Source organism: Rahnella sp. RcJ3 (genome assembly GCF_009498575.1).
Taxonomy (GTDB): Bacteria; Pseudomonadota; Gammaproteobacteria; order Enterobacterales; family Enterobacteriaceae; genus Rahnella; species Rahnella aceris.
On the sequence record NZ_QSNX01000005.1, the window covers coordinates 262,920 to 284,771 of the forward strand.

The 21,852-nt window shown below is 54.5% G+C and carries 19 protein-coding genes; 7 read left to right on the forward strand and 12 right to left on the reverse strand.

Annotated elements, in window-relative coordinates:
* Nucleotides 1–2: 2 nt before the first annotated feature.
* Genes DXU84_RS09165 through hemA form a run of 4 tightly spaced genes read right to left on the reverse strand, consistent with a single transcriptional unit; the run spans nt 3 to nt 3,658 of the window.
* Nucleotides 3–392 (reverse strand): SirB2 family protein, encoded by a 390-nt coding sequence (locus DXU84_RS09165; RefSeq protein WP_037034064.1) that lies wholly within the window; start codon nt 390–392, stop codon nt 3–5.
* A 19-nt stretch (nt 393–411) separates the two neighbouring features.
* Entirely contained in the window at nt 412–1,281 is an 870-nt protein-coding gene (prmC, locus tag DXU84_RS09170; RefSeq protein ID WP_013575586.1) for a peptide chain release factor N(5)-glutamine methyltransferase, read from the reverse strand.
* A complete protein-coding gene (prfA, locus tag DXU84_RS09175; protein ID WP_013575587.1) occupies nt 1,281–2,363 on the reverse strand; it encodes a peptide chain release factor 1 in 1,083 nt (360 codons plus the stop codon). The genes prmC and prfA overlap by 1 nt, the downstream gene beginning before the upstream one ends.
* Nucleotides 2,364–2,395: 32 nt before the next feature.
* Entirely contained in the window at nt 2,396–3,658 is a 1,263-nt protein-coding gene (hemA, locus tag DXU84_RS09180) for a glutamyl-tRNA reductase (RefSeq protein ID WP_153375474.1), read from the reverse strand.
* Between the two features lie 262 nt (nt 3,659–3,920).
* Between hemA and lolB the strand changes: the two genes are divergently transcribed.
* The 3 genes from lolB to prs all read left to right on the forward strand — a co-directional run bounded on the left by lolB (nt 3,921) and on the right by prs (nt 6,519).
* Nucleotides 3,921–4,544, forward strand: coding sequence for a lipoprotein insertase outer membrane protein LolB (gene lolB, locus DXU84_RS09185; protein ID WP_013575589.1), 624 nt, complete (start codon nt 3,921–3,923; stop codon nt 4,542–4,544).
* A gap of 1 nt (nt 4,545) precedes the next feature.
* Nucleotides 4,546–5,409, forward strand: a complete 864-nt coding sequence (gene ispE, locus DXU84_RS09190; RefSeq protein WP_013575590.1) for a 4-(cytidine 5'-diphospho)-2-C-methyl-D-erythritol kinase — start codon at nt 4,546–4,548, stop codon at nt 5,407–5,409.
* Between the two features lie 162 nt (nt 5,410–5,571).
* Nucleotides 5,572–6,519: a ribose-phosphate diphosphokinase gene (gene prs, locus DXU84_RS09195; RefSeq protein WP_013575591.1), complete on the forward strand. Its 948-nt coding sequence runs from the start codon at nt 5,572–5,574 to the stop codon at nt 6,517–6,519.
* Nucleotides 6,520–6,641: 122 nt separating this feature from the next.
* Here the strand turns inward: prs and ychH are convergent, their stop codons facing one another.
* Nucleotides 6,642–6,920 carry a stress-induced protein YchH gene (gene ychH, locus DXU84_RS09200; protein WP_013575592.1) on the reverse strand — a complete coding sequence of 93 codons (279 nt, stop codon included), beginning with the start codon at nt 6,918–6,920 and terminating at the stop codon, nt 6,642–6,644.
* A gap of 292 nt (nt 6,921–7,212) precedes the next feature.
* On the opposite strand from ychH, the gene pth reads away from it, so the two are divergent.
* The gene (gene pth / locus DXU84_RS09205) at nt 7,213–7,803 is read left to right on the forward strand and encodes an aminoacyl-tRNA hydrolase (RefSeq protein WP_037034067.1); all 591 of its coding nucleotides are present in this window, start codon (nt 7,213–7,215) and stop codon (nt 7,801–7,803) included.
* A 91-nt stretch (nt 7,804–7,894) separates the two neighbouring features.
* On the opposite strand, the gene DXU84_RS09210 is transcribed toward pth, so the two are convergent.
* From DXU84_RS09210 to DXU84_RS09230, 5 genes are all read right to left on the reverse strand, one after another.
* Nucleotides 7,895–9,799, reverse strand: a complete 1,905-nt coding sequence (locus tag DXU84_RS09210) for a heavy metal translocating P-type ATPase (protein WP_121019324.1) — start codon at nt 9,797–9,799, stop codon at nt 7,895–7,897.
* Between the two features lie 11 nt (nt 9,800–9,810).
* The gene (gene hflK / locus DXU84_RS09215; protein ID WP_153375478.1) at nt 9,811–10,854 is read right to left on the reverse strand and encodes a protease modulator HflK; all 1,044 of its coding nucleotides are present in this window, start codon (nt 10,852–10,854) and stop codon (nt 9,811–9,813) included.
* The gene (gene hflC / locus DXU84_RS09220; RefSeq protein ID WP_112198688.1) at nt 10,851–11,885 is read right to left on the reverse strand and encodes a protease modulator HflC; all 1,035 of its coding nucleotides are present in this window, start codon (nt 11,883–11,885) and stop codon (nt 10,851–10,853) included. Before hflC ends, hflK (DXU84_RS09215) begins: the two co-directional genes overlap by 4 nt.
* Nucleotides 11,882–13,840, reverse strand: a complete 1,959-nt coding sequence (hflK, locus tag DXU84_RS09225; RefSeq protein WP_153375480.1) for a protease modulator HflK — start codon at nt 13,838–13,840, stop codon at nt 11,882–11,884. Before hflK (DXU84_RS09225) ends, hflC begins: the two co-directional genes overlap by 4 nt.
* Before the next feature lie 212 nt (nt 13,841–14,052).
* Nucleotides 14,053–15,534 (reverse strand): SulP family inorganic anion transporter, encoded by a 1,482-nt coding sequence (locus DXU84_RS09230; RefSeq protein WP_121019322.1) that lies wholly within the window; start codon nt 15,532–15,534, stop codon nt 14,053–14,055.
* 218 nt (nt 15,535–15,752) lie between these two features.
* Here DXU84_RS09230 and ychF point away from each other — a divergent pair, with 218 nt between their 5' ends.
* The 3 genes from ychF (at nt 15,753) to DXU84_RS09245 (ending at nt 19,782) form a co-directional block, all read left to right on the forward strand.
* Nucleotides 15,753–16,844, forward strand: a complete 1,092-nt coding sequence (gene ychF / locus DXU84_RS09235) for a redox-regulated ATPase YchF (protein WP_112198685.1) — start codon at nt 15,753–15,755, stop codon at nt 16,842–16,844.
* 172 nt (nt 16,845–17,016) lie between these two features.
* A complete protein-coding gene (gene yajD / locus DXU84_RS09240; RefSeq protein WP_013575600.1) occupies nt 17,017–17,364 on the forward strand; it encodes an HNH nuclease YajD in 348 nt (115 codons plus the stop codon).
* Between the two features lie 210 nt (nt 17,365–17,574).
* The gene (locus tag DXU84_RS09245) at nt 17,575–19,782 is read left to right on the forward strand and encodes a TonB-dependent siderophore receptor (RefSeq protein WP_112198684.1); all 2,208 of its coding nucleotides are present in this window, start codon (nt 17,575–17,577) and stop codon (nt 19,780–19,782) included.
* Between the two features lie 74 nt (nt 19,783–19,856).
* Here the strand turns inward: DXU84_RS09245 and DXU84_RS09250 are convergent, their stop codons facing one another.
* On the reverse strand, nt 19,857–21,041 hold the full coding sequence (locus tag DXU84_RS09250; protein WP_153375482.1) for a cell wall metabolism sensor histidine kinase WalK: 1,185 nt from the start codon (nt 21,039–21,041) through the stop codon (nt 19,857–19,859).
* Nucleotides 21,038–21,736, reverse strand: coding sequence for a response regulator (locus DXU84_RS09255; protein WP_037034076.1), 699 nt, complete (start codon nt 21,734–21,736; stop codon nt 21,038–21,040). The genes DXU84_RS09250 and DXU84_RS09255 overlap by 4 nt, the downstream gene beginning before the upstream one ends.
* Between the last annotated feature and the right edge of the window lie 116 nt (nt 21,737–21,852).

Sequence of the window (21,852 nt, forward strand, 5' to 3'; positions counted from 1 at the left end):
AGTTATCCCATTAGCAGCGGTATTTTCGTCAGCGCCAGTTTAAGAATCAGATACAGGCAAGCGAGCGCCAGAATAAAGGCCAGCCAGCGGATGTTCTGACTGACTGGTCGCTTGCTCAGAGCCACAAAACCCAGCGCGATATAGATAATAACGCCAAAAATCTTTTCGGTCAGCCAGGTTCCCTGAGGGCTGAACGGATAAAAGTGTGTGATGAAGATAAGCGAAATACCACTTAATAACAGCACTGTATCCACAATATGGGGAACAGTCTTCACCCAGCGTTTCTGCATCATAGCAGAACCTGCCCATTTCCAAAAAAATCGTAAAACAAACAATGCAATACTCAGGGTTATAGTGAGCAGATGCAGATTCTTGATCCAGACATATGCCATTGTCCGTTTCCTTTGAAATTTAAATTCTAACCAATTGATTTTCTTCTGATCCGTGTAGCGGCTCCCACTGCCCGAGGCTGACACGATCGTTATCGCCATAATCTTTTACCGTCGCGATATGCTGATAACCGGCATCGCGCAATAACGCCTGCACGTCAGTCGCCTGCTGCCAGCCATGTTCGAGCAGTAACCAGCCGCCTTTGTGAAGATACGCGGGTGCCGCCTGAATAATATGCGCCAGATCAGCCAGACCGGCATTTTCTGCCACCAGCGCGCTGGCGGGCTCAAAACGTACATCACCCTTCGCCAGGTGCGGATCGGCGGCATCGATATACGGCGGATTACTGGCTATCAGCGCGAAACGTTCACCGGCTACCGGTGAAAACCAACTGCCCGGCAAAAATCGCGCATTCAGGATATTCAGCTTTTGCGCGTTGTGTTGGGCGAGGCGTACAGCATCCGGTTGCAGATCGACACCGGTAACCTTGCAATCCGGGCGTTCACTGGCCAGCGCCAGTGCAATCGCACCAGTTCCTGTGCCGAGATCCAGTATGCTGACGGGTTGAGAAGGCAGACGGATCAACGCCTGTTCCACCAGGCATTCGGTATCAGGACGGGGAATTAATGTCGCGGGAGAAACAGACAGTGGCAGCGACCAGAATTCTCGCTCGCCGGTCAGATAGGCAACGGGTTCGCCCTGCTCACGTCGCGCAAGCAGAATTTCCAGTTGTTGAAGTTGTCCGGCTGTCAGCAGCGTTTCGCCAAAAGCCATAATAAAAGTTCTTGCCCGGCCGGTCACAAAACCAAGCAAGATTTCAGCATCCCGCTTCGGGCTTTCACCCGCAGCAAGACGGCGGGTGGCATCACGCAGCCAGGACTGAAAATCCATCAGTCCTGCTCAGATAGCGCGGCGAGTTGATCGGCCTGATATTCCTGCACGATCGGCTGGATCAGACTGTCCAGTTTACCTTCCATCACTTCATCCAGACGGTAAATCGTCAGGTTGATGCGGTGATCGGTAACACGCCCCTGCGGGAAGTTGTAGGTACGGTTGCGATCAGAACGGTCGCCACTGCCGAGCAGGTTACGGCGCGTCGAGGCTTCTTCTGCCTGACGTTTTGCCACTTCCGCAGCACGGATACGCGCGCCCAGCACGGACATCGCTTTGGCTTTGTTTTTGTGCTGTGAACGTTCATCCTGACATTCCACCACGATACCGGTTGGAATGTGGGTAATTCGAATCGCGGAATCCGTGGTGTTAACGTGCTGTCCGCCAGCGCCGGATGAGCGGAAAGTATCAATGCGCAAATCGCCGGCGTTGATTTCCGGCAGCTCGGCTTCCGGAATTTCCGGCATCACGGCAACGGTACAGGCGGAGGTATGAATACGCCCCTGAGATTCGGTTTCCGGTACACGCTGAACGCGGTGGCCGCCTGACTCAAATTTGAACTGGCCGTAAGCGCCCTCACCACTGATTTTGGCGATCACTTCTTTATAACCGCCGTGTTCGCCTTCGCTGGCGCTCACGATCTCTACACGCCAGCGACGCATTTCGGCGTAGCGGCTGTACATACGGAATAAATCACCGGCGAAAATAGCCGCCTCGTCACCGCCGGTTCCTGCACGAATTTCCAGGAAACAACCGCGTTCATCGTCCGGATCTTTTGGCAGTAACAGAACCTGTAACTTTTCTTCGAGTTCTTCGATATTGGCTTTGCACTCTTTGATCTCATCCTGCGCCATTTCGCGCATCTCAGGATCGTCGAGCATCATCTCAGCAGTTTCTAAATCTTCCTGTGCCTGACGCCAGGCAAGAAAACATTCAGAAACAGCCGTTAACTGTGAATATTCGCGGGAAAGACTGCGGAATTTATCCTGATCGGCAATGACGCCGGCATCGCCAAGCATCGCCTGCACTTCTTCGTGGCGCTCTTGTAACGCTTCCAGTTTGGCAACAATAGAAGGCTTCATGCGTGGTGTTTAACCCTGTGAGAAAAGGAGAACTATTGCTGACCCAGCCCGAGGCTGTCGCGTAAAATTTGCAAACGCTCCACATCACCGTCGCTGGCTGCCTGTTGCAGAGAACGGGTTGGTGCGTGAATAAGGCGGTTTGTCAATTTGTGGGCTAATTCATGGATCACCGCTTCGACGTCAGCGCCCTGCGCAATGGCGGCAAGAGCTTTTGCTTGTGCGTCGGCGCGAATAATATCAGCACGCGAGCGATAATCACGAATAATTTCAACGGCTCCCTGCGAACGCAGCCAGGCCATGAAGTTTGAACTCTCCTGCTCAACGATAGTTTCAGCCTGAATGGCCGCCGCTTTGCGTTGTGCAAGATTGTTTTGAATGATGCTGTGCAGGTCATCGACGCTGTACAGATAGGCGTTCGCCAGTTTGCCGACTTCCGGTTCGATATCACGCGGAACGGCAATATCCACCATCAGCATCGGCTGGTTACGGCGGGATTTTAACGCGCGCTCGACCATGCCTTTACCAATAATCGGCAGCGGGCTGGCGGTAGAACTGATAATAATGTCCGCTTCAGCGAGGCGGGAATCGATATCCTGCAGACTGATCACTTCTGCGTTCACTTCCGTCGCCAGCACCTGCGCACGTTCACGCGTACGGTTGGCAATCATCATGTGGCGGACATTATGCTGATGCAGATGACGCGCCACCAGTTCGATGGTTTCACCCGCACCGACCAGCAAGACGGTTAGCTCAGAAAGGGATTCGAAAATCTGGCGTGCCAGAGTACAGGCCGCAAACGCAACAGAAACGGCGCTGGCGCCAATATCAGTTTCAGTACGCACACGCTTGGCCACGGAGAAAGATTTCTGGAACAGACGCTCCAGTTCACCGGAAACCGCCCGTCCGTTTTGCGATTCGGCGAAGGCTTTTTTAACCTGCCCCAAAATCTGCGGCTCGCCTAACACCAGTGAATCCAGTCCACTCGCCACGCGCATCAGATGGCTGACGGCTTCATTATCATGATGCCAGTACAGGCTTTTGCGCACTTCATCTTCACTCAGATGATGGTAATCGCATAACCACTTAACCAGTTGCTCCTGCAGGTTTTCCTGTTGCTCAACGCTCAGATACAGCTCAGTGCGGTTGCAGGTAGACAACACGACACCGCCCTGCACCAGCGGTTGCTGGAGCAGACTGGAGAGCGCCTGATCGAGGGTCTCGGGTGAAAATGTTACCCGTTCACGCAGAGACACCGGGGCGGTTTTGTGGTTGATACCTAATGCAAGCAGGGTCATAGGGAGAGCGATTATCGGCTTATACTTTATAATAGTATGGGTTTACGTCTGTTGGGCATTCTACAAGATGCGCGAGATCAATAAAAGGCGAACAGCATCTTCGGTTAAATCCTTTTACACATCAGCATTGTCCCAAAACCTTTCAATCGCCGATCATCTGCACAGGGTTGAGATCACCCCTCGCGCGGGCTGTGCTAAACTGACGCACGCCACATTTGCCCTGGCATCCCATTTCGCCAAAGCACAAAGGATTTTATCTGTTATGCCAATGCGTAAAGCACACTTTGTTCGCCTTCTTCCTCTTGCAAGCTTAGTCCTTGCCGCCTGTTCGATTAACGCGCCGAAAGGCCCGGCGACCAGCCCGACTTCACCGCAGTGGCGTGAACACGAAGCTCAGGTTAAACAACTCGAGCATTATCAGACCCGCGGTTCTTTCGCTTATCTTTCCGATAAACAGAAAGTCTATGCCCGCTTCTTCTGGCAACAATATTCCCCTGACAGCTACCGTTTATTGCTGACCAATCCGCTGGGCAGCACGGAAATGGAATTAAAAGTGCAAAGCGGTATTGCGCAGTTGACCAACAATGAAGGCAAGCATTACACCAGTGATAATCCGGATGACATGATCCAGAAACTGACCGGCATGTCGATTCCGTTGGCTAATCTGCGTTTGTGGATGCTCGGTTTGCCGGGTGACGGCACCGATTTCACCCTCGACAGTCAGTACCGCCTGTCACAAGTTAAGTTCACGCAGAACGGAAAACCAGGCACCGTGGTGTATCAGAGCTATGACGAGGATGCCAAACCGTCCCTGCCGCAGCGTCTGGAAATGACCCAGGGAGAACAGCGTATCAAGCTGAAAATGGATAACTGGACGCTAAACTGAGATGACGCAGCAATGGTGGCCTTCTCCGGCTAAACTCAATTTGTTCCTTTATATCACCGGCCAGCGCCCGAATGGCTACCATGATCTGCAGACACTGTTTCAGTTTGTGGATTACGGTGACAGCCTGAGTTTTAAAGTCCGCGACGACGGCGATATCGTGCTGACCACGCCAGTTGAAGGCGTTGCAGATGACGAGAATCTGGTGGTACGCGCCGCCCGTCTTCTGCAACAGCACGCGGGCACGTCTCAGGGGGCAGACATTACCTTGCAAAAACGAATTCCAATGGGCGGCGGTCTGGGCGGCGGTTCTTCCAACGCCGCCACTGTGCTGGTGGCACTGAATGCGATATGGAATTGCGGCCTTTCTGATACCGAACTGGCTCAGATGGGTGTGACGCTGGGCGCGGATGTGCCGGTCTTTGTGATGGGCCATGCTGCTTTTGCTGAAGGGATTGGCGAGATTTTGCAGCCGGTCGAACCGGCGGAAAAATGGTATCTGATCGCCCATCCGGGTGTCAGCATTGCGACGCCGGTGATTTTCAGCGATCCGCAACTGACCAGAAATACACCAAAACGCACTGTAAATGTGCTTTTAGACACGCCTTACGCAAATGATTGCGAACCGATTGCGAGAAAACGTTTTTACGAGGTTGAACAGCTACTTTCTTGGCTGTTAGAATACGCGCCGTCGCGACTGACCGGAACGGGTGCCTGTGTGTTTGCGGAATTCGACACCGAGTCTGCCGCCCGTCAGGTTTTAGACAAAACACCATCGTGGAGTCGGAGTTTTGTCGCACAAGGTGTTAATATCTCGCCGTTGCACCGTTTTCGTGACGTCTGGTTGAGAACTGCGGGCAAAGCGTAGAGAGTCACGGTAGTTTTGTGTCTGTTCTTTGCCAGCCAATTATTCAACAGATTTAAGTAGTAAGATTTAGAAGTATCGTGAGCATAATGCTTTGGTACCGCTCACCGCCCGGTGGTGCCAAAAGCCAATGTCTTCCCTGGACGCAAGCCTGAGGTTCTTCTCGTGCCTGATATGAAGCTTTTTGCTGGTAACGCCACCCCGGAACTAGCACAACGTATTGCCAACCGTTTATACACCAGCCTTGGTGACGCCGCCGTCAGTCGTTTCAGTGACGGTGAAGTAAGCGTGCAAATTAACGAAAATGTACGTGGCGGAGATATTTTCATTATCCAGTCCACCTGCGCGCCTACTAACGATAACCTGATGGAACTGGTCGTAATGGTTGATGCCTTACGCCGCGCCTCCGCTGGTCGTATCACAGCCGTTATTCCTTACTTCGGCTATGCACGTCAGGATCGCCGGGTGCGTTCTGCCCGTGTGCCTATCACCGCTAAAGTTGTTGCTGACTTCCTGTCCAGCGTCGGTGTTGACCGTGTTCTGACTGTAGACCTGCATGCAGAGCAGATTCAGGGCTTCTTCGATGTCCCGGTAGACAACGTGTTCGGCAGCCCTATTCTGCTTGAAGACATGTTGCAACAGAACCTGGAAAACCCGATTGTGGTTTCTCCGGATATCGGCGGTGTTGTTCGTGCCCGTGCTGTGGCAAAACTGCTGAACGATACCGATATGGCTATCATTGATAAACGTCGTCCACGCGCAAACGTTTCTCAGGTGATGCATATCATCGGTGACGTCGCTGGTCGTGACTGCGTACTGGTTGATGACATGATCGATACCGGCGGCACGCTGTGTAAAGCTGCCGAAGCACTGAAAGAACGCGGTGCTAAACGCGTATTCGCGTATGCCACCCACCCGATTTTCTCCGGCAATGCAGTGGAAAACATCAAAAACTCCGTCATCGACGAAGTGATTGTCTGTGATACCATCCCGCTCTCCGCTGAAATCCGTGCACTGAAAAAAGTGCGTACCCTGACCCTGTCAGGCATGCTGGCTGAGGCTATCCGCCGCATCAGCAATGAAGAATCCATTTCTGCGATGTTCGAGCATTAATCATTATGCCCCTGTTTTCAGGGGCATTTTGTTTTGACAGAACCTGAAATGCAAAAACCGTTATCGTGTGAGCGACAACGGTTTTTTTATTACCAAAGAAGCCAGATTACAGCCTGATAAACTCAGGAATGACGGTGTGACTTACCGTTCGTGCAGCGGGAATCAAAGTGACGAACCCACCAGTACCTGTCTGCAACACGCTCCTGTCCACCGACTCTGGCTCCCGCCAGCCATAAAATGGCGCCGACGAAGATGCTACCAATTGCGCCATGCGCTAAAAATTGTGGTAACCCCAGTTCAGGCATCTGATTCAGGATGGAATAACCAACACCACCGACCATTGTGAGCAAACCGAGTCCCATCAGGCCATTGCCGATTATTCTTGCGGTTTTACGTTTCATAAGTCACCTCCAGTTGTCGATAGTCTTAGCATCACTGCTGTCTTGTCTTTTCCTGCCTTTAACTATAGACGTCCCATCCGGTTCACTTTGCGGTCACGATCACAGACAGAGAACATTGAATGACAAATCTTTACGTTTTCCAGTCAGATACGTTCGGAAAGTGAATAGTCAGACACGTAAACTATTCAAAATCTGGCACATCAGGCGGGTTTGCCCTGTCTGATATTTGGCACAACCCAAAGTGGCAGGTAAACTAGCGCGCTAAACCTCACCGGATAAAGAAGCGAACATCGTGAGCAGCATTAAATTGATCGTTGGACTGGCCAATCCCGGCGCAGAATACGCCCAGACCCGCCATAATGCCGGCGCCTGGTACGTCGACCTTCTCGCCCGCCAGCACAACCAGCAACTGAAAGAAGAAAGTAAGTTTTTTGGTTATACCGCCCGCCTTTCTCTGGCCGGTCAGGACGTCCGTCTGCTGGTGCCGACCACCTTTATGAACCTGAGTGGCAAAGCGGTTCTGGCGATGGCGCAGTTCTATCGCATTGAGCCAGATGAAATTCTGGTCGCGCATGACGAGCTGGATATCCCGCCGGGCATGGCGAAAATCAAGCTGGGTGGGGGTAACGGTGGCCACAACGGCCTGAAAGATATTCAGAGTAAATTCGGTAACAACCCGAACTTCTACCGTCTGCGTATCGGTATCGGGCATCCTGGCGATAAAAGCAAAGTGGTGGGATTTGTGCTCGGCAAGCCGCCAGCCAGTGAACAAAAGCTGATTGACGACGCGATTGATGAGTCGCTGCGCTGTACTGAGTTGCTGATGAAAGAAGGTTTGGAAAAAACCATGCGTCGCCTGCATACCTTCAAAGCTGAGCTTTAACCGCCGCTTTTGACAAGAGTGTTAGCCAGGTGCAAAAGAATCGAGCCTGGCTAACACCTGAAATTTTAGAAATATAACTAACCGACTTTATTTAAAGCGGCTCATCAAAACGCAGCAAACGCCCCGCATTCCCCAGCACCAGCAAAGTGCTGAGATTATGCAGCAACGCGGCAATCAGTATGCCCCCCACGCCTAACCACCCCATCGCGGCCGCCGCCATCACCACCAGCGTCCAGCCCAGCCCGATGAACACATTGATTTTCAGCGTCCTGCGGCAGGCACGGCTCAGTCGAACACAGGTGCCGAGACGGCGTAAGTCGCTGCCGATCAGCACCACGTCGGCGGAGGCGAGCGCGATATCACTGCCGCCCGCCCCCATCGCAATCCCCACCACCCCAGCCTTTAGCGCCAGCGAATCATTAATGCCGTCACCGACCACCATCGGGCGGTAACCCTGCACAATTTCAGCGGAGACCTGATGCAGTTTATCTTCCGGTAAAGCCTGCGACACCACATCACTGATGCCCAGTTCTCCGGCAATACGCTCAGCCACGCTGGCGCGATCGCCGGTCAGCAGCAGTTGTCGCTGCAGGCCAAGCTGACGCAGTTCAGCTAACGCCGTGTGCGCCTCAGGCCGCAATGAATCTGCCAGCAACAGCCAGCCGAGAAAATGCCCGTTCAGCGCCAGACCAACCAGCGGCCCGTCATGTTCAGGTACGACGGTCATCGCGATAGTGTTCTGGCTGAAGAATGCCGGGCGCCCTAACAACGCCTCGCCTTGCGCAGTTTGCGCCCGCACGCCCATACCCTGCTGTTCCGACACGTCTTCCAGCGGTAAGTATTGTTCACGCGGCAGTAACTTAGATAGCGCACGGCTGACCGGATGGCTGCTCGCCGCGCCCAGACTGGCCGCCAGACTGAGCACGGCGTCAGAGGATTGATGCTCTGCCAGCACCGTACGTTGCAGATGCAGTTCACCGTGGGTCAGCGTGCCGGTTTTATCCACTACAATGGCATTCAGATCCGCCAGTTCCTCAAGAAAAGCGGAGCTGCGGATCAGAATGCCGTGACGCGCGGCAACAGCAATACCAGCAATTGCGGTGGCGGGTGCGGAAAGCACCAGCGCACACGGACAGGCCGCTACCAGTACCGCCAGCATGGCGTGAGCATCACGGGTGATAAACCAGGTCGCCGCCGCAATCAGCAAAATCAGCACCAGATATTGCCCGGCGTAACGCTCGAGTAAACGGGTGATCGGCGGTTTGGCATGCTCCGCTTTTTGCATCAACGCAATCACTTTTCCGAGCGTAGCATCCGCACCGGTGCGCGTGACTTCAACGCAAAGCAATCCGTCGAGGTTGATGGCACCGCCGAACACATCGTCACCCGCGCAGGCTTCCTGTGGCACCGATTCGCCGGTGATCGGTGCGGTATCGAGACTGGCGCGACCTGATAACACACGGCCATCGGCGGGCAACCGGTCACCGGCGCGCACTTCAATCCGGTCACCGGTTCGCAACCGGTGGTTATCGATTTCCTCAATCTCACCATCGGGCAAAACCCGCCGGGCGCGGCTGCGGGTCAGATGGCTGAGCGCATCGATGGCTTCCTGCGAACCGATAACGCTGCGCTCTTCCAGAATATGACCAAAAATCATAATGCCCGGCAGCAACGCGGCGGTCATCAGGTCTCCTGTGGCCCACGCGCCAAGCATAGCCAGCGCAATCAACTGATCGGTGACGCCGTGCAGGCTCGGGCTGCGCAAACTATAAATTGCCGAGCGCAGCACAGGAACTGCCACCAGCAATGACGCCACACCAAACAGAATTTGCCCGACATCACTTTGCTGTGGAAACAACCATTGCCAGATCCAGCCGCACAGCAGCAGACCAAACGCCGCCATCGCCAGAAGCAGCTGTACAGCCATGCTTCGCTGTTCATGGCGCGTTAACAGCACGCTTTTCGCTGCCGGTTCTTCAGAAGTAAAAGAAGTCACAGGGCAATACCTCAGGGTTGAGAGGATGGACGGTCTGGCCCCGGCAGGATCAGATGTGCATCGTCATGGGGATCAACGGCAGTGACGCCGCCCGCATGGGCAAGGATTGCCGGCATCCGTTCACGCCACAGACGCCACAGTAATTCAGGTGAATGATCATTCGCCAGTTGCACCACAGTTGCAGTCTCCGTGGAAGCCCGGGCTATCTGTTCGCTGGCTTTGGCATGGGAGACCTGTAAGGTGCGATCTGCCGCCTGAACCGCCTCCTGATGCACACTGGCAGCCTCATTACTCGCGCTGGCGATGTTCTGATCCGCCTGCTGACTGGCTGTCAGTACGGCATTAAACGCCTCAACCGCCGACGGTGGCAGAGAAGACTGCACGTCAACGCGACGGACTTCGATACCGGAGTTGCTGCCTGCAGCTCTCAGGGCGGCGAGTTGCTGATTAATGCCCTGACGTAAATCGCCACGCAGCCGTTCCCGTCGTTCGGCGATATGGCTGTCGTTACCCACCATTTCCGGCCGCGCGACCAGAATGGTATCCAGATCGCGTGAGGCACAAATCGCCACCGCCGCGTGCTCGGTTAAACGATCCAGGGCCGGTAACACGTGTTCACCCTGCAACACAAACGCCACCGGATCGGTAATCACGTAATACACCTGCACATCCAGCTGAACCACGCCGGAATCACCGGTCAGCAAATACCCAGCGCCCGCGACGGCATCACTTTTCTCGCCGCCGGTATTGGTCCACGCAGGCACAATGTTTTCTCTGAGCAACGCGGTCACGTGATGCTCGATTACCCGGTCAGCGGCGGGTAAAATTTCTACCTGCTCCAGCGGTTCCGGCCACGCCAGCAACAACCCGGCTCCCGCCGTGCGGGAAACCGTACCAAAGCGCATCACCACCGCGCGCTTATCCGGCTCTATCTGCCGCACATTGGAGAACAGCCAGTTCGCGGCGGCAATCAGCGTCATGGCAAACAGCGCCAGACAGGCTATGCGTCCTGCCTGAAACCACGCATTCCCCTGAAAGCGGGACAACGGATTCATGGCCGCAGCCCGTTGCTGGCGGCGGGCAAGGCGGGCGGACCTTCAACCAGTTGCCGGAACGGTGCGGCATCAGTGCGCAGCACCAGCCGGGTGCCCGGCGTGATCACGCTGTTGAGCGTGTCAAGCGAGCGCAACAAATCGTACAATTCGGGGTTACTGGTCCGGGCTTTAGCGTATATCGCCGCGCTCTGAACCTGCGCCTGCGCTTCAATATTGGCTGCGCTGACCGACGCATCGGCCTTAATCACACGGGCATCGCGTTCGGCGGAAGACCGGATTTCAGCCGCCTGACGCTTACCTTCGGCGGACCGCTCGGTGGCAATGGTTTCCCGTTCTGCCCGCATGCGATCCACGGTGGCATCTAACGTCACCGACGGTAATGTCAGCCGTTCAACGCCGACCTGCACCAGTTCAATGCCATAGCTGTCGAGCAACTGGCGGGCGATCTGATCATGCAAATGCTGTTCAAAACCGGAAAGGCGGATTTTACTGGCATCAGTGTTAACCAGATCAGCCAGTGCAAAACCGCTGGTGGTGGTTTCCAGCGCCGAACCAATAAACGTTCGTATCTGCGCGGCGGCCATATCCGGCTGATTTTGTACCGCGCGGATAAAACGCTGCACATGCTGGGGATCGTTTTTCACCTGCCAGACAGTATAAGCCTGAACAATGATCCGCAGACCGTCGCGGGTGCCGACATCCTGCAACCCACTGGACGTGGTGCGGATACGTAAATCCACCGGGATCGCGGTCTCCAGCGGCACCGGCAGATGCCATGCCAGCCCCGGTTGCAACAGCACACGCACCGGATTACCAAAGCGCGTGATCACCATCGCTTCGCCGGAACGCACCTGCACCAGACAGGCGGTGGCGGCAATCAGTGCCACCAGTACGATAGCAATCGTAACCCGTCGCCAGAGTCCAGGGGCCGCCGGGCCGGAATGATGATGGTGATGTCCGGCACCGTGATGATGTCCGCCATGTGCATCGTGATCGTGTCCGTGGGCTTCAGGTTGTTGGGAATCATTCACCGGGTAGTCTCCGCGTTGACAGAATGCGCCGCTTTATCCGCTCCGGGCGTAAATGGCAGGGTAAAATTTCTCAGATCCAGCACCGGCGAAGTCCCGCCGCCAATACGGTGATCAACAATCAGAACTTCCGGATGCTGCTGCATCGCCAGAATCAGCTGACTAAAATAACGGTCGGTCAGGAACGACTGTCCGCCAGCCTGATACGCCTGATTTTCTGCGTTAAAGCGCAACGCCATGACCTGTGCCTGATCGAGATTTTCGTGGCTTTGTGCACTGGCGGTATCCTGCGCCAGACGGGCAAATTGCTGTGCCGCATTCAGTTGCTGCGAGGCCTGCCCTTTCTCACCGGCGATGGCGCTTTGTGCCAGAATTTGTGCCGCCTGTACGCTGTGATAAGCATCCGCCGCACCCGCAGGTGGATGGATTGATTCAATCACCGTAGCCAGCAGTTCCACGCCGCTGTTGAGATGATCAAGCTGGTTCTGTACTTTCCGGCCAATATCTGCGGCAAGGCGTGTCTGATCACTTCCCAGCAGGCTGTCGAGCGTACGCGAGGAAAAATCATGCACCAGCACCTGGTTGGCAATACTGCGGATCAGCACCGGCATATTGTCGGTGTGATAGAGGCTCGCCATCGCCGCGCCGTCATTCATGGCGATGCGGTACACAAAGCGGACATCCATATTCATGATTTGAAAACTTTGCCTGTCACGGGTGGCACTGGCGATGATTTGTGATTTATCGCTGCTGTGGCCGGAGTCCCACAGACGGTTTGCGCTTTCAGGCGCCGGGCCTTCGGCGGTATCAGCCACCGTGACCGGTGTGGTGGTGACCGGTTCTTCGGAACCGGTGGTGAGTTCATGTACTTCGCCGTTATCAACCATCAGCGTACGGCCAAATGGCCACGGCAGACCCGCATGTAAACCGGGTTGTCGGACCGCCACCGGTTTGCCGAAGGATTCATAAATTCCGCGCTGGGTCAGCGGCACCTCGCTGATGCCCGTCAGCAGCCAACCGGTCAGCAACAAGATTGCGGCCAGCGGTAACAGTGCACGGCGCATAAAATGAAACGCCCAGATCTGACGAAGATCGATACCAAAATGCTGATGCAGTTCGTTTTGCACAAACTGTAACGGACGCGGCGGCCAGCAAATCTGCGCGGCCAGCAGGCTGCCCGCAATAAACTCCGGCTCTTTATCCTCACGCGGCGGCGAAAACATCGCCATCAGCGCCCGCAGGAAAAGCTCCAGCGCCACCAACCCCGGTAATAATCCGGTGAGCATCAGCAGGTGAGCAGGCCACACCGAAGCCTCACGGGCAAACATCAGGGCTAATGCACTCAGCAAAAACACGCCAATCATCATGCGCATCATCGGTGCGAGCTTTGCTGCTTCCGGCCATTCCAGCGGGTTTTTTAGCGTCCAGTGACGCTCCAGAACCAGTACAGCAAAGGCGCAGAGAATGAATACCGAACCGGCAAAATACCCCGCCTCACCGGCGTCATTGGCCGGTATTGGCAACTGCCATAACACACTGATGAGCACGATTGCGGCAAACGCAGGAAGCGCCTGGAAGAACACATGCGCGTCAACATAACGTAAAACAGGACGCATCCAGGGGCGGGAAATCAGACGTTGGGAAAATCCGGAAGACGCTTCCGGCATGGCGGTTTCAACAGCAGGCGCAAATTGTTGCGTCCGCCAGCGGGAGATACGCCGGGCACATTGCAGGGAGGCAGCGCAAACCCACATCGCCGCCATGATGTTGCCGGTCACCCAGGGCCACACCGATGCCGGAGAGACCAGATACAGCATCAGCAAGATCAGATACATCACGCTGCTGATCACCATAATGGGGTTGATCAGCCCGCTCAGCCAACGCGTGTGGGTGGCGGCAGACTGAAAGCGCAGCTGTTTACTGGCGTTATCCGTCCCGGATACTTTGTCTGTACTCATGTCCGCTCCGGCAGTGGAAAAAATACCCCGCAGCGCAGGCCTGAAGCCAGTTAGTGCGAAGTTGACCGGGCGTAACGGTATAACATTACAGAATTTTCAGCGATATGAATTTGGCCGCTTTTTTGCCCCGAATTGTAAGCATTTATCTTTAAAGGGCCACAAGCGGGTGAATAACGAAAAAGGTGCCGTTTTTAAGCGACACCTTTGAGGTTTCAGAGATTATCTTCAGCCACGTAATATTGCGGATCGTCGAGTTCGTGAGAACAGAATGGCCCGGCTTTTTTGAGCAAACTCACGCAATCATTGCTCAGATGACGCAGGCGAATGGTTCTACCGGCATCGAGATAGCGCGTGGTCAGTTTATCAATCGCCTCCACTCCGCTCGAATCCATGACCCGCGTACCGGCAAAATCCAGCACTACATTTTGCGGATCGTTTTCAGGATTAAACAGCTCGGCAAAGGTCGCGGCAGATCCGAAGAACAGCGGCCCGTCCAGCTTATACACTGCCAGGTCGCCTTTAGTTTTATGCTCGCGCACACGGATACGCGCCTGCTGCCAGGCAAAAACCAGCGCAGAGATAATCACGCCACTGATCACCGCCACGGCAAGATCGGTGAAAATCGTGATGACGGTGACAATCAGCATCACCAGTACATCAGCTTTAGGCATGCGGCGAAGACGGCGCAGCGAACTCCACTCAAAGGTGTTGTAGCAGACCACCAGCATAATGCCCGCCAGCGCTGCGACCGGCAGCAAGCCAATATAACCGGACAAACTGACCACAAACAGGATCAGTAAAATGGCGCCGACTGTACCGGAAATTCGCCCCCGACCGCCGGAGGTGAAATTAATGATCGATTGCCCAATCATCGCGCAACCGGCGAAGCAACCGAACAGACCGCAAATCGTATTCCCCGCGCCCTGCGCAATACTTTCACGGTTGCCGTTGCCCTTCTGATGACCCATTTCATCAAGCACGGTCATCGTCAGCAGCGATTCAATCAGGCCAACCAGCGCTATCACTACCGCATACGGCAGCACGACTTTCAGCATTTCAACATTGAAAGGCGCAACCGGCAGGCTGAAGTGTGGCAACGCCCCTGAAATATCTGCCAGGTCACCCACGCGCAAGGTGTGCAGGTTAAAACCGATCGCTACGGCCGAAACGACGATCAGCGCTGCCAGCGAAGAAGGAATAATTTTGGTCAGTTTCGGGAACAGCACCACCACCAGAATCGCCAGCAACACCAGTCCGTACATCAGCAGTCCCTGCCCGGCAATCATGTGCAACTGCGCCAGCATAATGACAATTGCCAGCCCGTTCACAAAGCCGTGAACCGCAGGTAACGGCACCAGCCGGATAAATTTCCCGAGGCGGAAAACACCAATCAGAATCTGAATCAGCCCGGCAAAAATGGTCGCCCAAAGCACGTATCCCATACCGTGTTGTGCCGCCAGACTCATCAGCACCACCACAATGGATCCCGCTGCACCGGACACCATGCCCGGTTTACCGCCGAACAGTGCCGTCACCAGCCCGATAATAAACGCCGTGTGCAAACCGACAATCGGCGACAATCCGGCAACCAGTGAAAACCCGACCGCTTCGGGGACCATTGATACCGCCACCACAAATCCGGCCAGCGTTTCGTTCTTCATTTCAGACAACTTCAGACCACGCGGATTAAACATAAAACATCCGGTACATTTCCCGATCAGTTAAAAAATTGTGACAAGTATCTAAAAATGAACCAGGCGAGGCAAGGTTTATCCTGTGTACTGACAACAGTGGCGGCCACAAGCGGATCGAGATAAATGCGGTTCTCGTGTATAATGCGGGGAATTGTGGTCATTACATCGTGCGGTTATATTTAATCGTTTGATAATTAAGATATTAAGGTGAGAAAAACATGGGATTCAAATGCGGTATCGTCGGCCTGCCGAACGTCGGTAAATCTACTCTGTTCAATGCGCTGACCAAAGCGGGTATCGAAGCAGCAAACTTCCCGTTCTGCACCATCGAACCGAATACCGGTGTGGTACCAATGCCCGATCCGCGTCTCGACCAGTTGGCCGAGATTGTAAAACCGCAGCGTATCCTGCCAACCACCATGGAATTCGTGGACATCGCGGGTCTGGTCAAAGGCGCATCTAAAGGTGAAGGTCTGGGTAACCAGTTCCTGACTAACATCCGTGAAACTGAAGCCATCGGCCACGTTGTGCGTTGTTTCGAAAACGACAACATCATCCACGTTAACAACAAAGTGGATCCGGCTGATGACATCGAGGTTATCAATACCGAACTGGCATTATCTGACCTCGACACCTGCGAACGCGCGATTCACCGTGTGCAGAAACGTGCCAAAGGCGGTGACAAAGATGCGAAGGCAGAACTGGCCGCACTGGAAAAATGCCTGCCACAGCTGGAAAACGCTGGCATGCTGCGTGCACTGGATCTGACAGAGGAAGACAAAGCGGCCATCCGCTACCTGAGCTTCCTGACGCTGAAACCCACCATGTACATCGCCAACGTTAACGAAGACGGTTTCGAGAACAACCCTTACCTCGACGTCGTACGCAAAATCGCAGAGGCCGAAGGCTCCGTGGTCGTTGCTGTTTGTGCAGCGGTTGAATCTGACATCGCCGAACTCGACGACGCTGACCGTGAAGAATTCATGGCTGAACTGGGCATTGAAGAGCCGGGCCTGAACCGCGTGATCCGCGCCGGTTACGAACTGCTGAACCTGCAAACCTACTTCACCGCTGGCGTGAAAGAAGTTCGTGCATGGACCATCCCTGTCGGCGCAACGGCTCCGCAAGCCGCAGGTAAAATCCACACTGACTTCGAGAAAGGCTTCATCCGCGCACAAACCATCGCGTTCGAAGACTTCATCACCTACAAAGGTGAGCAAGGCGCGAAAGAAGCCGGCAAAATGCGTTCAGAAGGCAAAGACTACATCGTTAAAGATGGCGATGTGATGAACTTCCTGTTCAACGTCTGAACCGAACTTCAGTTTCCGCTCCACACAGAATCCACGCCCTTGCGTGGATTTTTCTTTTTTATCCCCCCCTAAAATCGCCCTCGGCTCCCTCTTTTATTTCTCCTTCCGCTCTGTTACGGGATATATTAAGGGCACTATCGTAAATTTTCTCTTTGTAACGGGTAATATCTCAATGGCACTGATCCCAAAAAACTACCAGCGTCTGGAAAGCGGATATCGCGAGAAAGCGCTAAAAATCTATCCGTGGGTGTGCGGACGTTGTTCGCGGGAGTTTGTGTATTCAAACCTGCGTGAATTAACGGTTCACCATATCGACCATGATCATACCAATAATCCGGAAGATGGCAGTAACTGGGAGTTGTTGTGCCTGTATTGTCATGACCACGAACACTCGAAGTACACAGAAGCAGATCAGTACGGTTCAACGGTGGTGGCCGGTGAAGATGCGCAAGATGATGTCGGTGCCGCCACCTACAACCCGTTTGCCGATTTACAGGCGATGCTGAATAAGAAGAAATAGGGTCGATTCCGCTCCGCTCCTCCAGCAAAACTAAAAACCCCGGTATTCACCCAAATCCACGCGATGCCGTGGATTTTTTATGATGAACGAGGCGATTTACGCCACATAAGTTAGTCCCCTGATATTTTTCTTGCATCCCAAAACGCCATGCGCATAATCGCAAATTCAAATAATAATGATTCTCAGTCCTTTTTACATTAGGGTTACATTATGCGTGAAAAAATTTCACCCACAGGGTTTAAACCGACCCTGCTGGCACTCTTCGTCAGCGTAAGCTGCATGCCTGCGATGGCGGCCACCGCCCCTGCTCCGGCGACCAGCTCAACGGCGGCGACAGGCGATACCATGACTATCGTCAGTACGCCGGATAATGAATTCAAACCCGGCGGCAATGAGCTGGTTCCGGCCTATCTGGACGGTCAGGTGGCGCATGGTGGTCGCCTCGGCATGCTTGGCGAACAGAAGGCAATGGATGTGCCGTTTAACGTCATCGGCTTCACGTCAAAACTGATTCAGGATCAGCAGGCGCGGACCATTGCTGACGTGGTGCGCAATGATGCCACCGTCCAGAACGTGCAGGGATACGGCAACTTCGCCGAAACCTACCGCATTCGTGGCTTCCAGCTCGATGGCGATGACATGACGTATGGCGGATTGCCGGGCGTGGTGCCGCGTCAGGTGATGGATGCGTCGTTAATCGACCGCGTAGAAATCTTTAAAGGTGCGAACGGATTACTGAACGGCGCGGCGACAAGTGGCGTAGGCGGCATGATCAACCTCGAGCCGAAGCATGCGGATGACGCGCCACTGACCCGTGTCGGCGTGGATTACACCTCCTCTTCTCAGGTTGGTGGCACCCTGGATCTGGGCCGTCGTTTTGGCGATGACAACCAGTTCGGTGTCCGTCTGAATGCCGTTAACCGTGAAGGCGAAACCGGTATTGATGGTGAGAAAAAACGCACCACCGCAGCCTCACTGGGCCTCGATTATCGCGGTGACCGCCTTCGTACCTCTGTGGACATGGGCTATCAAAAGAAAACCTTCCACGACGCCCGTCTTGGCGTGAATATCAGTGGTGTGGATTTCATCCCGGAAGTGCCGTCCAACAGTCACAATTACAGTCAGGACTGGGTATACAGCAATATTGAGTCCGAATTTGGTATGGCCAAAGCGGAATATGATGTGACTGATGACTGGACAGTGTATGGCGGCGTTGGCGCACAGCATTCGCATGAAACCGGCGACTATGCTTCCCCTGCGCTGAAAGATGCTGACGGAACGGCAACGATTGGTCGTCTGGATACCAACCGCATCATCAATAATTTCAGCGGAATGGCGGGAATTCGCGGCAATTTCGATACCGCCTTCATCACCCACAAGGTGAATTTTGGTTATTCCGCCCTGACTTCACGCAATAATACGGCGTGGCGTATGGCCTACGGTGCCAATGCTGAAAACACCAATATTTATCACACCACGAATGTCCCGAACCCGACACCTAATCTGTCTGGCGGTAATTATGACGACCCGCTGACCACCGGGCGTAACCGGACTCAGGGCTATCTGTTAACCGACACGATGGGCATCCTGGATGACACCCTGTTGTTCACCGTCGGCGCCCGTCATCAGAAAGTGATCGTCCGTAATTACAGCAATGCGACCGGCGCTGAAGACGTGTCATCACGTTACAGCGACAGCCGCTGGATGCCGACGTACGGGGTTGTGTATAAACCGTGGCAGGTGATTTCCCTGTACGCCAACCACACCGAGTCTTTACAGCCGGGCGATGTGGCACCGAATAACGCGAAAAACTACGGTTCGACCACCGGCATTGCCCATTCAAAACAGAACGAAGTGGGTGTAAAAGCGGACTTCGGGCGTGCAGGCGGTTCACTGGCATTATTTGAAATCAAAAAACCGTCAGGCATTTTGGACAGCAATAAATTCTACAATCTGGACGGTGAACAACGTAACCGGGGCGTGGAGCTGAACGTCTTTGGCGAACCGGTGCTGGGCCTGCGTCTCAACGGCAGCGCGACCTGGATTGATCCGGAAATGACCAAAACCCAAGACAACACCTATAACGGTAAAGATGCGATTGGCGTGCCGCGCTACAACCTGGTGCTGGGTGCGGAATATGACATCAAACCGGTTGACGGCCTGACGGCCACCGCGCTGGTGAACCATTCCGGCTCACAGTGGGCAGACTCAGCCAACACGAAGAAAATCGACGCTTATTCCGTTCTGGATCTTGGCGTGCGTTACCGCACCAAAATCAACCAGAATGATATGGTCTGGCGTGCCGGTGTTGATAACGTGACCAATGAAAAATACTGGTCAAATATCGACAGCACCGGAACCTATATTTATCAGGGAAAAACGCGCGCGCTCAAAGTCTCCATGACGTACGACTTCTGATACGGATATAATCTGATACGGATATAAAAAGGGGATGCATTCAGCATCCCCTTTTTTATTGCCGTGCGAATTTTTTATTGGCTGTTTTCCGGCAGCGGTAAACTGACCGTGACCATCAGCCCGCCGTGCGTTCTCTTCGCCGCATGGATCCCCCCGCCGTGCGCTTCACAAATCGCACGGGCGATGGATAAACCCAATCCGCTGCCCCCGGAATGTCGTGCGCGGGAAGAGTCCGCCCGGCTGAAGCGTTCAAACATAACAGGCAGAAAACTGTCATCCACACCCGGACCCTTGTCCCGGAACGTTATGTCATAACCGCCATTGCGGGGCGCGATGGCGATGTCCAGACGCCGTCCTTCCTGCGCATAACGCAGCGCATTTTCCATCAGAATGGTAAATACCTGCCCGAGCCGGAACGGGTCACCGACATAACGGCACGGCGTCTCCGGCGTCAGGGCGATATCAAAACCGGCTTTCGTCGACTGAGGTTTCAGCCAGGTCATCCGCTCGCGCAGCAGATCTGCCAGATCCAGTTCTGTCTTGCTGAGGTTAAGCTGACCGGCATCCGCCAGCGACAGCAGATGCAGTTCGTCGATCAGACGGTTCAGATGCAAAAGCTGTGTCATCACCATCTGCAACTGCTGCGGCTCCGGGCGGAAAACACCGTCCAGCATGCCCTGTAAACGCCCCACCGCCGCCGTGAGCGGTGAGCGCAGTTCATGCGCCATCGCCACATGGGAGGCCCGCAGCTCACGCTCATAACGCGAAAGTTGCAACATCATGGCGTTAAAATCATCGGTGAACTGAATCAGTTCCGCCGGCGCATTTTTCACCGGCTCAGCCCGCGTATTAAAATCTCCCTGCGTGACCGCACGCGCCACCTGGGCCAGACGGCTGAATTGTGACGAAAGCGGTCGCGCGGCTTTTAATCCCAAAATAGCGATAAACGGCGTCACCACGACGACCAGGATGCCAACCATGATCCAGTCGGCCGAGGCGATGGAGGGATCGGAGTAACGCGCCCCCCAGCCCTGATCGACAATCTCATGAAACCGCGCAAGATTAAGATCCGGATTATCCCGCAGCACGTAAAACTCTGCCCTGAGTGCGGGAGACATATGGTGCAATACCCAAAGATTCTCAATGACAAAACGCAGCCACATGCACAGAGCAATCACAACGACACTGCCGATGGCCAGCGTCAGGATCCGCACACAAATCCAGCGCCACAGGGACTGATAGTGAGAGTGGTGGTTCATGGCTGTCTGAACCGGTAACCGACGCCGCGCACATTAACTAACACGTTAACGATGCCTGCAGATTCGAGTTTTTTACGCAAATTATAGACATGCGTATCAACCACCCTTTCCAGCGCCTCGCTTTCCGGCAGGCAATGCTCCAGCAAATACTGACGTGAGAACGGGCGTGTTGGTGCCCGCATTAATGTGCTCAGTACGCCAAATTCTGTCGGGGTTAAATCAAGATAATGCGGTTCGCCCGAGGCAGAGCTAACCGCCGCCGTCAGCGCCCCGACATCCACGTCGAGACCCTGCCAGCGCAACACAGCAGACGTGTTGTTTTCGTCTGTCGCCACACGACGCAGTACCGCCTGCACCCGCGCCACCACCTCACCGGGGTTGTAAGGTTTGACCACATAATCATCCGCACCGAAGCGCAGCGCGCCAATTTTATCGGGCATGTCGCCCATCGCCGTCACCATAATCACCGGCGTGCTGCTTTCACGCCGCAGCGATGCCAGCACATCAGTGCCGCGCATCCCGGGCAGCATCACATCCAGCAAAATGAGATCCGGCTTCCAGCGCAGCGCATGCTCCAGCCCGGAAATGCCGTCGCCGGCAATCTGTACGTCATATCCTTCGCGTTTTAAATACGCATCGAGAACGTCTGCCGCATCGGCATCATCTTCAATAATCAGGATCCGCTTTGTTTGCATTGAATCGCCCTGGCTGTTTCATCATAAATTCCCGGCAGTTTACTGACCCTGCCTCTCCCGACTTCCGGTTTCAGATGCGGCTGCAATCCGCTACGAACCATACGTTTAGATGATGA

What these genes read in the sequence shown, in the direction of transcription:
- DXU84_RS09165 (WP_037034064.1), bottom strand. Translation starts at nt 392, where the DNA reads ATGGCATATGTCTGGATCAAGAATCTGCATCTGCTCACTATAACCCTG.
- prmC (WP_013575586.1), bottom strand. Translation starts at nt 1,281, where the DNA reads ATGGATTTTCAGTCCTGGCTGCGTGATGCCACCCGCCGTCTTGCTGCG.
- prfA (WP_013575587.1), bottom strand. Translation starts at nt 2,363, where the DNA reads ATGAAGCCTTCTATTGTTGCCAAACTGGAAGCGTTACAAGAGCGCCAC.
- hemA (WP_153375474.1), bottom strand. Translation starts at nt 3,658, where the DNA reads ATGACCCTGCTTGCATTAGGTATCAACCACAAAACCGCCCCGGTGTCT.
- lolB (WP_013575589.1), top strand. Translation starts at nt 3,921, where the DNA reads ATGCCAATGCGTAAAGCACACTTTGTTCGCCTTCTTCCTCTTGCAAGC.
- ispE (WP_013575590.1), top strand. Translation starts at nt 4,546, where the DNA reads ATGACGCAGCAATGGTGGCCTTCTCCGGCTAAACTCAATTTGTTCCTT.
- ychH (WP_013575592.1), bottom strand. Translation starts at nt 6,920, where the DNA reads ATGAAACGTAAAACCGCAAGAATAATCGGCAATGGCCTGATGGGACTC.
- hflK (WP_153375478.1), bottom strand. Translation starts at nt 10,854, where the DNA reads ATGAATCCGTTGTCCCGCTTTCAGGGGAATGCGTGGTTTCAGGCAGGA.
- hflK (WP_153375480.1), bottom strand. Translation starts at nt 13,840, where the DNA reads ATGAGTACAGACAAAGTATCCGGGACGGATAACGCCAGTAAACAGCTG.
- DXU84_RS09230 (WP_121019322.1), bottom strand. Translation starts at nt 15,534, where the DNA reads ATGTTTAATCCGCGTGGTCTGAAGTTGTCTGAAATGAAGAACGAAACG.
- ychF (WP_112198685.1), top strand. Translation starts at nt 15,753, where the DNA reads ATGGGATTCAAATGCGGTATCGTCGGCCTGCCGAACGTCGGTAAATCT.
- yajD (WP_013575600.1), top strand. Translation starts at nt 17,017, where the DNA reads ATGGCACTGATCCCAAAAAACTACCAGCGTCTGGAAAGCGGATATCGC.
- DXU84_RS09245 (WP_112198684.1), top strand. Translation starts at nt 17,575, where the DNA reads ATGCGTGAAAAAATTTCACCCACAGGGTTTAAACCGACCCTGCTGGCA.
- DXU84_RS09250 (WP_153375482.1), bottom strand. Translation starts at nt 21,041, where the DNA reads ATGAACCACCACTCTCACTATCAGTCCCTGTGGCGCTGGATTTGTGTG.
- DXU84_RS09255 (WP_037034076.1), bottom strand. Translation starts at nt 21,736, where the DNA reads ATGCAAACAAAGCGGATCCTGATTATTGAAGATGATGCCGATGCGGCA.